The 12,815-nt window shown below is 54.9% G+C and carries 13 protein-coding genes and 1 pseudogene; 7 read left to right on the top strand and 7 right to left on the bottom strand.

Features of this window, described 5'->3' with window-relative positions:
• Positions 1-155: 155 nt before the first annotated feature.
• From istB to BMZ36_RS14870, 3 genes are all read right to left on the bottom strand, one after another.
• The gene (gene istB, locus BMZ36_RS09980; protein ID WP_091195482.1) at positions 156-908 is read right to left on the bottom strand and encodes an IS21-like element helper ATPase IstB; all 753 of its coding nucleotides are present in this window, start codon (positions 906-908) and stop codon (positions 156-158) included.
• A 16-nt stretch (positions 909-924) separates the two neighbouring features.
• Entirely contained in the window at positions 925-2,436 is a 1,512-nt protein-coding gene (istA, locus tag BMZ36_RS09975; RefSeq protein ID WP_091195589.1) for an IS21 family transposase, read from the bottom strand.
• 269 nt (positions 2,437-2,705) lie between these two features.
• Positions 2,706-2,891, bottom strand: coding sequence for a helix-turn-helix domain-containing protein (locus tag BMZ36_RS14870; RefSeq protein WP_091195479.1), 186 nt, complete (start codon positions 2,889-2,891; stop codon positions 2,706-2,708).
• 101 nt (positions 2,892-2,992) lie between these two features.
• Here BMZ36_RS14870 and BMZ36_RS09965 point away from each other — a divergent pair, with 101 nt between their 5' ends.
• On the top strand, positions 2,993-3,970 hold the full coding sequence (locus tag BMZ36_RS09965) for a hypothetical protein (protein WP_091195476.1): 978 nt from the start codon (positions 2,993-2,995) through the stop codon (positions 3,968-3,970).
• Positions 3,971-4,545: 575 nt separating this feature from the next.
• On the opposite strand, the gene BMZ36_RS09960 is transcribed toward BMZ36_RS09965, so the two are convergent.
• Complete coding sequence (locus BMZ36_RS09960; RefSeq protein WP_091195473.1) at positions 4,546-4,983, bottom strand: Cd(II)/Pb(II)-responsive transcriptional regulator; 438 nt, start codon at positions 4,981-4,983, stop codon at positions 4,546-4,548.
• 131 nt (positions 4,984-5,114) lie between these two features.
• On the opposite strand from BMZ36_RS09960, the gene BMZ36_RS09955 reads away from it, so the two are divergent.
• The 6 genes from BMZ36_RS09955 to BMZ36_RS09930 all read left to right on the top strand — a co-directional run bounded on the left by BMZ36_RS09955 (position 5,115) and on the right by BMZ36_RS09930 (position 10,768).
• Positions 5,115-6,005, top strand: coding sequence for a peptidylprolyl isomerase (locus BMZ36_RS09955; RefSeq protein ID WP_091195469.1), 891 nt, complete (start codon positions 5,115-5,117; stop codon positions 6,003-6,005).
• Positions 6,006-6,342: 337 nt separating this feature from the next.
• Positions 6,343-8,484, top strand: a complete 2,142-nt coding sequence (locus BMZ36_RS09950; protein ID WP_218142693.1) for a heavy metal translocating P-type ATPase — start codon at positions 6,343-6,345, stop codon at positions 8,482-8,484.
• Between the two features lie 187 nt (positions 8,485-8,671).
• On the top strand, positions 8,672-9,202 hold the full coding sequence (lspA, locus tag BMZ36_RS09945) for a signal peptidase II (protein WP_245747881.1): 531 nt from the start codon (positions 8,672-8,674) through the stop codon (positions 9,200-9,202).
• A complete protein-coding gene (locus tag BMZ36_RS09940; RefSeq protein ID WP_143086025.1) occupies positions 9,199-9,666 on the top strand; it encodes a hypothetical protein in 468 nt (155 codons plus the stop codon). Before lspA ends, BMZ36_RS09940 begins: the two co-directional genes overlap by 4 nt.
• Positions 9,663-10,097 (top strand): disulfide bond formation protein B, encoded by a 435-nt coding sequence (locus BMZ36_RS09935; RefSeq protein WP_091195458.1) that lies wholly within the window; start codon positions 9,663-9,665, stop codon positions 10,095-10,097. Before BMZ36_RS09940 ends, BMZ36_RS09935 begins: the two co-directional genes overlap by 4 nt.
• Positions 10,094-10,768, top strand: coding sequence for a DsbA family protein (locus BMZ36_RS09930; protein WP_091195454.1), 675 nt, complete (start codon positions 10,094-10,096; stop codon positions 10,766-10,768). The genes BMZ36_RS09935 and BMZ36_RS09930 overlap by 4 nt, the downstream gene beginning before the upstream one ends.
• A gap of 420 nt (positions 10,769-11,188) precedes the next feature.
• On the opposite strand, the gene BMZ36_RS09925 is transcribed toward BMZ36_RS09930, so the two are convergent.
• The 3 genes and pseudogenes from BMZ36_RS09925 to BMZ36_RS09915 all read right to left on the bottom strand — a co-directional run bounded on the left by BMZ36_RS09925 (position 11,189) and on the right by BMZ36_RS09915 (position 12,745).
• Positions 11,189-11,854, bottom strand: a complete 666-nt coding sequence (locus BMZ36_RS09925; protein WP_091195451.1) for a hypothetical protein — start codon at positions 11,852-11,854, stop codon at positions 11,189-11,191.
• A gap of 333 nt (positions 11,855-12,187) precedes the next feature.
• Positions 12,188-12,400: pseudogene (locus BMZ36_RS14820) on the bottom strand (transposase); the annotation flags it as partial.
• Between the two features lie 135 nt (positions 12,401-12,535).
• Positions 12,536-12,745, bottom strand: coding sequence for a hypothetical protein (locus tag BMZ36_RS09915; RefSeq protein WP_091195447.1), 210 nt, complete (start codon positions 12,743-12,745; stop codon positions 12,536-12,538).
• Between the last annotated feature and the right edge of the window lie 70 nt (positions 12,746-12,815).

The raw sequence follows: 12,815 nt of genomic DNA, 5'->3' as shown, positions 1-12,815 counted from the left end.
CCGCCACCCGTTCTCGTTCAAACCGTACCAGTTAATCCGGTTCAATGCGGCCCAACGGTTCTCCTTTAAACTAAGCCAAGCATTCCGGCTCAAAACCAGCCAGTCGCATAAAAAATAACCCGCCACTCCGGCGGGTTGGTGGCGAATAAAATGGGTCAGTCTGTTATGGATTTTTTACTGCGTTGCTTGCGCATGGACTCCCCCTTAAGCTCAATTCGATGCGTCCCGCTGACCAAACGATCAAGGATTGCATCCGCCACGGTTGAGTTTTTATCCCCCAGATAACTGTGCCAGCTTGAGATCGGCAGTTGGCTCGTAATGAGCGTGGCGCGCCCACTGCTGCGGCTTTCGATGACCTCCAGCAAATCGTGACGGCTGATTGCATTCAATGCCGAAAGACCAAAGTCATCCACGATCAGCAAATCAACTTTAGCGAGCTGTGCCAACTTCTTACGGAAACTGCCATCGCTATGCGATACGGCAAGGTCTTCCAGAAGCAGGGGGAGGCGCTGAAAGCTGACGGACATTCCTTGCCGACATGCCTGGTTGCCGAAAGCACAGGCGAGCCATGTTTTTCCGCTTCCGGTTGGGCCGGTCACGATCATGTTCAGCCCATTTCGAATCCAGCGCCCCAGTGCCAGCGATGCGATTTCCGCACGTTCAAGCCCGCGCCCCGGCCGGAAATCAATATCCTCGACACAAGCATTTTCCTTAAGCTTTGCAGCTTGGAGAAGGCGCGTTAGACGGCGGTCTTCCCGTAAGGTGGCCTCATGATCGACCAGCATGCCGAAACGTTCCTCGAAACTCAGTTGTCCTGCCCCTGCACTGGCCAGCTGATCTTCAAATGCTTTGGCCATGCCATACAACTTCAGTTCATAGAGCTTGCGTACAGTTTCTTGAATCATCATTTTTGAGTCTCCGAATTCAGTGGTAGTAACCTGGGCCACGCACATTGACATGATCGAAAGCGGCCTCTTGAATACCTGATTCCGCACCTTTTTTATCTAATCCCGCGCGTAAAATTGAACGCACACTACTCATGGAGTCGGCGTCTATTTCCAAGGCGCGCGCACAAGCCGTATTCAGTCGCTCTGCCCCATAGTCCTTTTCCAAGCGTTTCATTGCTCCCGCAGCGCGCATGCCAAGGTCCTTGCGCTTCACTTGTTCAAGCACTTTTTTCAAGAAAGACCGGGCATATTCACCAATATCGGCAGCCCACTTCAGTTCAATGTCCGGCGCCCAAAAGCCCACATAGCGATGTTCTGGGGACAAATGTTGTGGGTCAATGACAGGCTGCGATCCCCGGCTGCGCTCATGACTTCCGACGCGGCGCCCGCGATGCAAAATTTCCACGGTCGCAGCTGTCACACGCAGCTCCACTTCTTGTCGGCACAAAGCCCATGGCGCGCTGTAAGGGCATCCATCGAGCTCAAATAAACCATCCTGTCCGACTCGTACCTTGCGGAATTCCGTGTACTCGTAATGCTGGATTGGAAGGGGTTTGAGTGCAGGCCGGTCAATGGATTCATATTGGCTTCTGCGTGACCCTGGCAATTTCTGGAATGGCCGATTATTGAGCTCGATGAGCAACTCACGGATAGCCGCATTGAGTTCATCGAGACTGGTAAAGACGCGTTTGCGCAAACGAAACAGAATCCAGCGTTCTACAACGAGTACGCCGTTCTCGGCCTTTGCCTTGTCCTGGGGTTTTCTGGGGCGTGCAGGGATGATCATGGTCGCGTAATGTGCGGCCATGTTCTGATATGTGGCATGAATTTCAGGTTCGGTTCGACTGGCCTTACTCACCCCAGCCTTGAGGTTGTCGCACACCACAACCGCTGGTACGCCACCAAAGAACTCGAACATCCTTGTATGGGTGGCAATCCAGTCGGGGAGTTTTTGACTCCAAAGCGCTTCCGCGAAGGTGTAGTTACTGGCACCCAACACTCCCACAAATATCTGTGCACGACGCTCCTTCCGCGTTTCTGGCAAATAGATCGGCATGGTCGGCCCCGCGAAATCGACGAGAGCCTTTTCGCCGGCAATATAGGTTTGCCGCATGTAACGCTTAAGATGCTTGGCCCACTTGCGGTAGGCGTCGCAATAGCGGCTATACGCCAAGCCGTCCGGGTACTCTTCCAAGTATTCTGCATGTAAGGCCTGAAGCGTCGCCCCTTTTTTCTTGAGCTCTACATGCACCGTAGCCCAGTCGGGTTGTGGCTTGCGAATTGATCGTTGTGATACAGGAGGAAACAGCAAATCCTCGAGGGCTGCATCATCAAGGTCTGGGGGGAGGGGCCAACTTAACTTGGCAGCGGCCGCACGTACGAGATAGTCCCGCACCGTATCGCGATGCAAGCAAAGGCTCGCTGAAATTACACGCCTACTTACCTTGTCATTAAAAGCAAGTCTCAATACTTGCCGGATCTGTCGCATGTCGATTCTCCTGTTTGCCATGGCAAGATCGAAGCCGCAGGCTGTACGGCCTCGTCGTCTCTCCGAGAAGACCTGCTTTACCGCGCCTCATAGCGCGCATGCAGGTTGGTCATTGGGATGCAGTCAGGCCGCCAGCCTTGACAGGCTGGCATGGGAAACGCAGAATCAACTTGAAGGGTCGATACTTTCAAGCAGTTCCTGAAGGGGTTCGGAGTTGACGCTCCGAGCCCTTTTGCTTTTCCTGGCCGTTGTTTTTTGTACGATCGGGATCAGTTCATTTTTTTGCCCTCCTTGGGGTTCGCTAGTTCTGCAAGCCAGCGTTCTACTTCTGGCCGTAGAAACAGCCGCCGCCTCCCGACTCGGAATGAGGGTGGCATGGGCAGGTTCAAACTTAGCCGGTTGCGTGCCGTATGTTCTGAAATCCGGAGAACCCGGCTGACTTCAGCAAGTGTCATCGTATCCACTGTCACACCCTTCCATGTCCTTTAACATCACGGCTACTCATGCTATTAAGTCAGCCCGGCTTTCGCTACTGCCTTAAATGGACACTTGAATTGTGCCGCTCTACATCGACGACGAGGATATCTTTGCCAAATTCACAAACACAGATGTCATTGTCGGACTTCTATCAATAAAAATTATTGCTTCCTCCGTTGCGATCACGCCCGCATTGGCTCAGCAGTTAATTCGGCGCTATTTGCGACCATTAGCATCTACAGAAGGCCGGCGAGCCTTTGACGAGAGGCAGAAAGCCCGCTGGAACAGCATCTTCTTTTTGTACGTAGAACTTGGTTCCCTCTCAAAGGATGATGACAATCTCTGGCAGTTAGCATGTGCCGTGGAACTCGTGTATTCCCATACAAAGAAACCGCCTAGAGATTTGGAATTCGCGCCGATTGAAGTAAATACTTTCTTCGACCTTTGCGGCTATCTTCGCCTCCCGACGCAGGCTGTACGATATCCGATGGGGAATCGGGATATTGACCCATTGTGTTTCTGTACATTGTGCTGGCGTCAGCCCATGCCAGGCAGAGCGCTGTGCGGATACCACGCACCGAGTGGCCCGGAACGGTTCAAGGATGATGAGCGCAGTGCTGCAGCGCGTTATAAATCTGGAATAAGGCAGGAGAAGTTGTTCGAAAATACAGTCAACCGCATTCTGACGCGGGAAACTATTGAATTCCACGAAAGTTCATTTCAAGCCCAGACACTATTCCCTGACCGGAATATTGCCTTATGGCTCGTAGAACGACGCCCGGCTGTCTGGAATGAACTTGGGCATCATCAGCACGAATTAACTGATGAGAATGCCATTCAAATACTACTGAATACTTTGCACAATCCAGATGCCTTGCCCATCAAGGCCAAGGCGTTGTATCGGGTTATCAACGAACACATCCAGTCCCATCCCGCCTTGATCTGGCCAATGTTGGTCAGAGCCGAGGGCTGGTATCAGAGTCGCGAGCTCATGGAAAAAAATTGGGGCGGGAAGCGTCTTGGAGCGGGCAGACCTGAACAGGCAAAGACTTGCTAACCCGCTTCATTCAAGCATGGTGGCATGTTTCAAATCCATCTACGACTGTCCACAGACAGGTCTTCCGCCTTTGCTGCCGTTGAAGGAGGAGCCCTCCATTGGTCGGTGCCGCGCAGGTTACTGCCGTTGACCGGCTGCGCGACCCGAACGGCCGCCTTTACTCTTCGGCGTAGAACAGCATCGTACCCGTCGCTATCATTGCCCCCTACCGCTGTCCGCGAGTAAAGCAGCGGTACATGGTTTAAGCACGAAAGCCATTTACCAGATGAACTCAATGTTAGATAGTGGCACTGAACAGCCGGTTCTCGGCTGATCGTTCTGCTCCCCATTTGTATTTTTAGACCTCCATTACGGCGGTTCGAGATGGCCGTGCCTGCTTGGCGCGGTTCAAACTTTTCGTATGCCCGCAAGGGCAGGTCTACGTTTGCCAAGGCCGCAGAACATTATGAGCCTCAACATTCTGAAAGAACTTTTTGTCTATTACCCGACCGTTACTTGGGAGTCCTTCCGCAACCAAAGAGGGGCTGACAACCCTGCTTGAGACGGGCCAGAGAAACAACGCCGCAAGTCGAGGCTCATCGTGTCTTCTCCTCAGGATGGCAGGCACAGCCTTCGCCTTCGGCAGCCTGCTCCAGAGTGCGCATGATGCCGCACTCCCCGGTTTTCTGGTTGGCATGGCAGGTATCGCGCAAGGCGTGCAATTGCCTTTCGAGTTGCCGCAGCGATTCGGTCTGCTCGTGAATGCGTGCGATCTGCTTGTCGATCAACTGGTTGATTTCGTCGCACGCCAAGTCGGGAGTGGACTGGAAGCGACGCAGGATGCGCACCTCTGTAAGCCCGATACCGAGCGAGCGGCAATGACGGATGAAGTTGAGTTGCGTCAGATGCTCATCGGAATACTGCCGATAGCCATTGGCCTCCCGTGCGGGTCGGTCGAGCAATCCTTCACGTTCGTAAAAGCGCACTGTTTCTACATCGCAGTTACTCAGCTTTGCCAGCTCTCCGATTCTCATTTCGTGCTCCTCAATGCTTGACCCTGTAGCAGCTACAGGCAGTTAAATAATCGCATTGTTCCGGGAGGAACGCCACCAACATTGCTGACTTGCACCTCATTCCGCAATTTTCACCACTCAAGGAAATTTAAATGCACATGATCAATAAACGACTCCTCATGGCCGGCACGGTTTCGCTTGTACTTCTCAGCGGCTGCAATGCAGATCGACAAGCGAACTCCACGGGCTTGGCAGCAAAAGATGCTGTCGAGGCAACTGTAAATGGCTTCGCTATCAGCAAAAGCCGCGTCGATTTGCTTGCCAAGCAAAATATCAATACAGACCGCACCGGCGACTCAGAAACCAGAGACAACGTCATCGAACAGTTGATCATGCAAACTCTGCTCGCAGAGGAAGCCTCCAAGAAAGGGCTGGATAAAAAAGCCGAAAACAAGGAGAAGATCGACCTGATTCGCCAATCCGTTCTGGCCGATGCCTATGTTCAGGATTTCCTCCAGAACAATCCGGTTAACGACGATACGCTGAAGGCAGAATACGAGCGCTTCAAGAGCAGCGCGGGCAATGAATACAAGGCGCGCCATATTCTGGTAGAGAAGGAGGCTGAGGCCAGGGAGATCATCGCCAAGCTCCGGAAAGATCCGGCATCCTTTGGCAAACTGGCCCAAGAAAAATCAAAAGATATCGCCTCCAAAGCCAAGGGGGGGGATCTGGGATGGTTTAATCCTCGCCGCATGGTTCCGGAATTTGGCGCCGCAGTCAAAACACTGGACAAGGGTAAATTTACCGAAGAGCCGGTCGTAACCTCGTTTGGCTACCATGTCATCTTGCTGGACGACTCCAGACCCATTGAGGCGCCTCCCTTGGACAAAATCAAAACGGGCCTGACGCAACAGATCCAGCAGCAAGCCCTGATGAAACATCTGGACGAGGTCAAAGCTAAAGCCAAGATCGTGAAGACCGGCGCATCTGCTGTGGAAGCCAAGACCGCCCCCGTCAAGGCCTCTACCGTGGATGCGAAGTAGCACCCTCCGCACCCCCCGCAGCGCGGCACAATGAGCTGGCGCAGCGGGGGAATTTGTCCGTAAAAAAACACTTGACCCTGTATCGGCTACAGGCTGTTAAATGAAGCAGAAACATCGCCATGCGCAGGAGACCATCATGAACCCGTCAACAAACTCCAAGCCGGAGCTTAGTATTCACGTCAAGAAAACAAACACGTGTTGCGAAGCAGGTCATGCCCCTCAGTCTGGAACTTCACAGGCCGACGTACCTGTGAAAGCGACATGCTGCGCATCGGAGCATGGCCACGGGCAAGCCCTCGACACATGCTGCACTTCGGCCACGAAAACGGATCAAGACTTGGCGCAGGACAAGGCGCCACCGCCAGCCGGTGCCAGGCAGGTACGCTACCGTATCGACAAGATGGACTGCCCGGTTGAGGAACGCTTGATTCGCAACCGGCTGGAACCCATGGCGGAGATTGTGCGACTCGATTTCAATCTGCTGGCACGCGAACTGACGGTCTACCACCGTTTCGACGACCCGCAGCCGATTGCAGACGCATTGAGCAGTCTGGACATGGCCCCCAGACTGCTTGAAGCCGGCGCACCTGCTGCGGCACTGCCGCCAGCCCTGAGCCTCCGGCTCAAAATCCTTCTGGCCATCAGTGGCCTTTCGGCAGTTGGCGCCGAAGCGATTGCCTGGGCAACCGGCAAGGAAACCTCCTGGCCTGTGCTGATTCTGGTGGCACTTTCCATCTTGAGTGCTGGTCTACCTACCCTGAAGAAGGGCTGGATTGCCGTCAAGAATCGAACCCTCAACATCTATTTCCTGATGTCGCTGGCGGTTGTCGGCGCGGTACTCATCGGCAAGTGGCCGGAAGCCGCGATGGTGATCTTTCTGTTTGCAGTGGCCGAGGCCATCGAGGCGTTGTCGCTGGAACGGGCGCGCAACGCCATCCGCGCCCTGACCGCGCTGGCGCCGGAGACCGCCGAGGTACAGACAGCGGACGGCTGGCGCGAGCAGCCGCCGGCCGAGGTGCCGGTCGGCAGCCGCATCCGCGTGCGCACCGGAGCGCGCGTGCCGCTCGACGCGCGCGTCGACAGCGGCCACGCCGCGCTCAACCAGGCGCCGATCACCGGCGAGAGCCTGGCGGTGGACAAGCAGCCCGGCGACCCGCTCTACGCTGGCACGATTGTCACCGACGGTGTGGTCGAGGCTATCGTGACGGCCGCCGCCGGGGACAGCACGCTGGCCCGCATCGCCACGGCGATTCAGGACGCGCAGGCACAACGCGCGCCAACACAACGCTTTGTCGATCAGTTTGCCCATTACTACACACCCGCTGTCGTGGTCGTGGCGGCACTGGTGGCCGTACTCGGCCCGACGCTGCTCGGCGGCGGCTGGGGGGAATGGATTTATCAGGCGCTGGTCATCCTCGTCATCGCCTGCCCGTGCGCGCTGGTCGTGTCGACGCCGGTGACCGTGGTCAGCGGCTTGGCCGCCGCGGCCCGGCACGGCATTCTGGTCAAGGGCGGCGTCTTTCTGGAAGGCGGGCACCGGCTCAAGGCCATAGCCTTCGATAAGACCGGCACCCTGACCCGCGGCGAGGCGGCACTGACCGACGCAGCCACGCTGGGCGACATGCCGCTCGAACGCGCCCTGCTGATCGCAGCCAGTCTGGACGAACACAGCACCCATCCGGTGGCGCGCGCATTGGTCGACGGCTGGCGGGAACTCCAACCGGCCGCGTCGCTTCTGCCGGTGGACACCTTCAAGGTACTGACCGGGCGCGGCGTGCGCGGCTTCGTTGAAAAACAGGAATGGTTTCTCGGCAACCACCGGTTGGTCGAGGAACTGGGCGTTTGCTCACCGGAACTGGAAAAACGGCTGGAGCTGCTTGAGCAATCAGGCAAGACGGCCGTCGTGCTGATCGAGCCGACGGGGCCGGTAGCGGTGTTCGGCGTGGCCGACACGCTGCGCCCGGAAAGTGCCCAGGCCGTGGCAGGTCTCAAGGCGCTCGGCATTGCAACGGTGATGCTGACCGGCGACAATCAACGCACCGCCGATGTCATCGCCAAGCAGTTGGGCATCGAGGACGCGCGCGGCAACCTGCTGCCGGAAGACAAGCAGCGCGTCATCGCCGAGTTGAAGGCGCGGCATGGCGAGGTCGGCATGCTCGGCGACGGCGTGAACGACGCGCCGGCGCTGGCGCGGGCCGATATCGGCTTCGCCATGGGTGCAGCCGGCACGGCCACCGCGCTGGAAACAGCCGACGTCGCGATCATGGACGACGATCCGCGCAAGCTGGCGCGCTTCATTGATCTCAGCCGGCACACGGCAGCGATCCTCAAGCAGAACATCGCGCTGGCGCTGGGCATCAAGGTGGTGTTCCTTGGTCTCGCGCTGGCCGGCCAAGCCACGCTGTGGATGGCCGTGTTCGCCGACATGGGCTCTAGTCTGCTGGTCGTCTTCAATGGATTACGCTTGTTGCGTAAATAGACAGCTTTTTACACCAAGGGATGAAATGAGATCCTTTCGTCCGAGTTGACTTCCAATCTTGAAACAGAGAATTGTTATGAGATTATTTAACCTGTTGTCGTGTGACCAGTCTGGTAGTGGGCGGGGACGAGGGCGTGGCGAATCTGACGATTGCGTAACTTTCACCACGTTTTCTTCAAGACCTCTTGTGGGTATCTGGCTCCTGCTTGCCTTGACGCTGGTCGGTCTGGATCAAGCCATCAAATATGTGATTCAAGTGCTGATATCTTTGAACGCCAGCATCAAAATCACTTCCTTTTTCAATCTGGCTTATGTTCTGAATCCAGGCGCAGCCTTCTCGTTTCTGGCCGATGCTGGCGGATGGCAACGTTATTTCTTTATTGGACTGGGCTTGGCGGTCAGCGTGCTCTTGGCGTTCACCTTGTGGCGAGGAGTACGCAATCGACTCGAAACAGCCGCCTACATCAGTCTGATTGGTGGCGCGCTGGGCAACGTCATTGATCGCCTGCGCATCGGTGCGGTTGTGGATTATCTGGACTTCCATTGGTCGGGCTGGCACTGGCCGGCATTCAATTTGGCTGATGTCTTTGTTATCGGCGGCGCGGGGCTCCTGTTTTTGGCCAGCTTGGCGAGTCAAGAAGGATCATCTCGACGGGGTGTCGACAAAATGCCACGACGCCCGCTCACGGGCGATCAAAATGGAGGCTCAAATTCATGAATATGAGCTTGTTTCGTTTTGCCTTGCTGGCAGGCCTGCTGACGAGCGCAGCAGCCAAAGGCAATGTCCTGGATCAACCGGTTACGCTCAAAACGGAAAGCGATCTTATCCAGGCAGTTTCCGTCACGCTACAGCATGCCATCGCCACCTCGGAACAATATCGCGGAACAGAACCCCGTCTGCAGCGTTTTGCCCGCCGGGAAATCGCTACACGCCGCAAACCCATCGATCAACTGAACAAGTTGGGCGGCATCCAGCCCAAAACCGTAAAGACACTCGCCATCCCCCCCAAAGACAATGTCAGTTACCAGCGTGCCATGCTTCGCAATCACGCCAGGCTTATTGAATTGCTTGGATATGGCCGGGGATTACCGCTGTCCGCCAATACCAAACGCCTCATGGACACGTTGTCGCGTGAAGCCACTGCGGAATTTGCCATGCTCAGCAAACTGGAGAAGCCATGAGCCCTGGATATTACAAACCTGCGCACTGGAACATGCTTTTTCTCTGCTGGCTCATTGCCTGTATCTCCACGCTGGGGAGCTTGTTTTTCAGTGAAGTGATGGGCCGGACACCTTGCGTTTTATGCTGGTATCAACGCATCTTCATGTATCCGCTGTTGTTCATTTTTACCGTCGGGCTATTCCCTTTCGATGCCCGCAGCGTTCGCTATGCCTTGCCGATTGCAATAACCGGTTGGGCTTTCGCGCTGTACCACTGCCTGCTCTACTTGGGTGTCATCCCGACGCAACTGCAACCCTGCACGCAGGGAGTATCATGCACCGATGCGAAGCTGGAGCTTTTCGGTTTCGTCACGATCCCCCTGCTCTCGCTTCTCGCATTCACCCTCATCATTGCACTGCTCCTGGCCGTGCGAAAAGGCGTCAAGTCATGAAAAGACCATACATTGTCATTGCATCGGCTCTCGTTTTGGTGTTGGCCTTCGCTGGCGGCGCCTACTATTTCAAGACGCAGCAAACACAGGAAATCGGCTGGTTGGTCAGCGCGGAAGAATCGGCGCTCAATCGTTCCTCATCCCCTTCTTTGGGCGCGGAATCTGCCAAAGTACAGATCGTGGAGTTCTTCGATCCGGCCTGCGAAGCCTGCCGAATGATGTATCCGTATGTCAAATCGCTTATACACACCAACGATGGCAAGGTTCGTCTGACGTTGCGCTATGCCACCTTCCATGACGGGTCCGATTATGTTGTCAAGGTACTTGAAGCCGCCCGTATGCAGGGGCAGGACATGTACTGGAAAGCGCTCGAAGCCATTTTGGCCAACCAACAAACATGGGCCACTCACGGTCGCACGGACCCCTTGTTGGTCTGGAGTTTTCTCGGGGGAACCGGGCTGGACATTCCCAAAGCCAAGCAGGACATGAACGATCCGCGGATCGCTGCAATACTGAAACAGGACGCCACGGATCTGGCAATATTAAAGATCAACAAGACACCTTCGTTCTTCATCAACGGAAAGCCGCTGAATGACTTCAGCCCGAATGGGCTCAGAATCCAGATAAAACGTGAAATCAGCGCTGCGTACCATGTAAATGAGTCTAATTAGCTAATGTCATCTTTAGTAACGGCCGCGCTCCGCTGTCCTCTGATTCATTCCGCAGCGCAGTACGGGGCCAGACCCTGTTCGGACTCAAATCTGTTTAAAAAGATCAGAACAACCCCAAGCCCAGACTCGTTTCGCAGTCAATGTGCCCCGCCGATCCAACCGGAATCCATGGCCTAATTTGGATCGGAACCTCCGACCGTCATTGAATGAGAACGCTCGGTAGCTTTTGAACTGGAATGTTTGGTTGGTTTTAACCGGAATACGCACCTGAGGATCGGTGCTGCAAACCACGGTGAGTTTTCTGTGCTGGCAGACTCATCATCGGCCTAAGCGGTCGGCGGCGAAGACGGCCAGAAAAGACCGCTTCGTGCCCAAAGCGGAAATAGCTGACTTGAGAATGCGGACGCTCAACGTTCAAGGTCAGGGGCGCTGCGCGGCTTTATCGCGCAGCGTCCCCTGCACCGCCGGGTTAGGCTCTTGGGATGGAGATGACACAGCTCGCTTTACTGCAGCCTCGATGTCCTTTACGTCTGGGCTCTTCCAGGTTAAGTAAAAGCTCCACGTTCCCACTATTAAGCTGACAATGCCGGCAATGTTGAGCCATTTCGCCTTTGTTCGATTCTTTTCAACTTCGGCCTTCAGTTCGACATAGGTGCCCAATGTTTTCTGCACCGGACTGAGAAGATATTTGTCGCTCTTTACGGAGCTTGCATCGCACAACTCTGTAAGCCGCACTAAAGATGGTTTTACTTCCTCAGGAAGATCATCAAACGGCTCTTCTTTTTCAAGCTCAGCGGTAAGGCGCTGCAATTCTCCAAATGTGACTGGGTCGTTAGTGGCGCTAAGAAGTTGATTCAAGCATTTTCCAACACTCGGTCTAGCTAGGTCGGCACCCTTTGCCATGTTGATGACATCGTTAATCGACAATGGAATAGCGGCCTTAAATTTCTCCAATAGGTTTTGCTTAAGCTCGTGCCTTGCCTTACGTTTATCGATGACAAGTTTTGCCATCACGACAAAGAAAACCGATAAGCCACCAACGTAAATTACCAAGAAGATGTAGTTGAATATTTTATCGAAGTCCATGGCCGATCCAATATGTGAAGAGCCTAACGAATAGCGTTTATCCGCCGTAGCGGGAACGGTTGATGAGAAGGCTGCATCATGGCGGCGGATAAACCTTGTTGGACTGAACCGCCCCACGGGCAGTGACTATGGGGATTGTAAGCGGGCTGTATGGGCCGTCAATGGATTTTTCGCACGGTTTGATCGCATTGCCCGGTGTTGACCGGGTTTTCGGGATCTCGCTTTGACCAATGGCTGCTGTGCCAAGTGGTTTTTGTGCCCTGTTTGCACCGATTCGCCGGTGTTCGGGCGAACGCGTGCCTGGTAAGGTCCACCATTTCCTTGTTCTTGCGAAGACACCCGATGGGTATAGCGCGCCAGATACTCCAGCACCTGCGCCGGACCACCCAACGGTTGCTTGGCATACACCACCCAATCGTGGGCATGTACATTCCCCATGTGTTTTCGGTGCCTACTGGGCGTGGAGTTCGCCCGGATAGATATTTTGTGGCAGAGGTTGCAGTGACTGGTGGCTGCGCTGCCTCGAAAATTATGTTGAGCGCACACTACTCCCAATTGCCCGCAGGCCCTTCGTAAACATGCATACGAAACGGGATGGTTCAGAAGCTCAACATAATCACGAGATCTACATAATCGGCCTTATGTTGAGCTCCACATAAGGCCGAAAAACAGTCACACCGCTTATCGCTCTGTTGTTTTCGCCAAATCCAAATTTATTTCAAATCCCTCTCGAACAATTTGGCCACAACACGGGCAAATAGTCTTTCCTGAACGTTTCCCCATTGCCACACGCAGTGTGCTCTCTGCTACTCCAGCCTTCTGGGCGGCTTCCTTGGGCGTCATTCCTTCCTGCAGATAGGCGAGCGCCTGCTGCGTTTTACTCAATGCCATACCAGGCTCCTCGTCGATAAGTAGCCATTCTACAAAAAAATCGTGCGCATGTTGCACAATATGCTTGACT

The sequence above is a fragment of the Formivibrio citricus genome (assembly GCF_900115065.1).
GTDB lineage: Bacteria > Pseudomonadota > Gammaproteobacteria > Burkholderiales > Chitinibacteraceae > Formivibrio > Formivibrio citricus.
Note: the sequence above shows the minus strand (reverse complement) of the source record. Positions and strands in the feature narration are given on the sequence as shown.

Coding starts and splice junctions, on each gene's coding strand:
- istA (WP_091195589.1), bottom strand. CDS start 2,436: ATGCGACAGATCCGGCAAGTATTGAGACTTGCTTTTAATGACAAGGTA.
- BMZ36_RS09960 (WP_091195473.1), bottom strand. CDS start 4,983: ATGAGAATCGGAGAGCTGGCAAAGCTGAGTAACTGCGATGTAGAAACA.
- BMZ36_RS09940 (WP_143086025.1), top strand. CDS start 9,199: ATGAATATGAGCTTGTTTCGTTTTGCCTTGCTGGCAGGCCTGCTGACG.
- BMZ36_RS14870 (WP_091195479.1), bottom strand. CDS start 2,891: ATGACACTTGCTGAAGTCAGCCGGGTTCTCCGGATTTCAGAACATACG.
- BMZ36_RS09955 (WP_091195469.1), top strand. CDS start 5,115: ATGCACATGATCAATAAACGACTCCTCATGGCCGGCACGGTTTCGCTT.
- BMZ36_RS09925 (WP_091195451.1), bottom strand. CDS start 11,854: ATGGACTTCGATAAAATATTCAACTACATCTTCTTGGTAATTTACGTT.
- BMZ36_RS09915 (WP_091195447.1), bottom strand. CDS start 12,745: ATGGCATTGAGTAAAACGCAGCAGGCGCTCGCCTATCTGCAGGAAGGA.
- BMZ36_RS09935 (WP_091195458.1), top strand. CDS start 9,663: ATGAGCCCTGGATATTACAAACCTGCGCACTGGAACATGCTTTTTCTC.
- istB (WP_091195482.1), bottom strand. CDS start 908: ATGATGATTCAAGAAACTGTACGCAAGCTCTATGAACTGAAGTTGTAT.
- BMZ36_RS09930 (WP_091195454.1), top strand. CDS start 10,094: ATGAAAAGACCATACATTGTCATTGCATCGGCTCTCGTTTTGGTGTTG.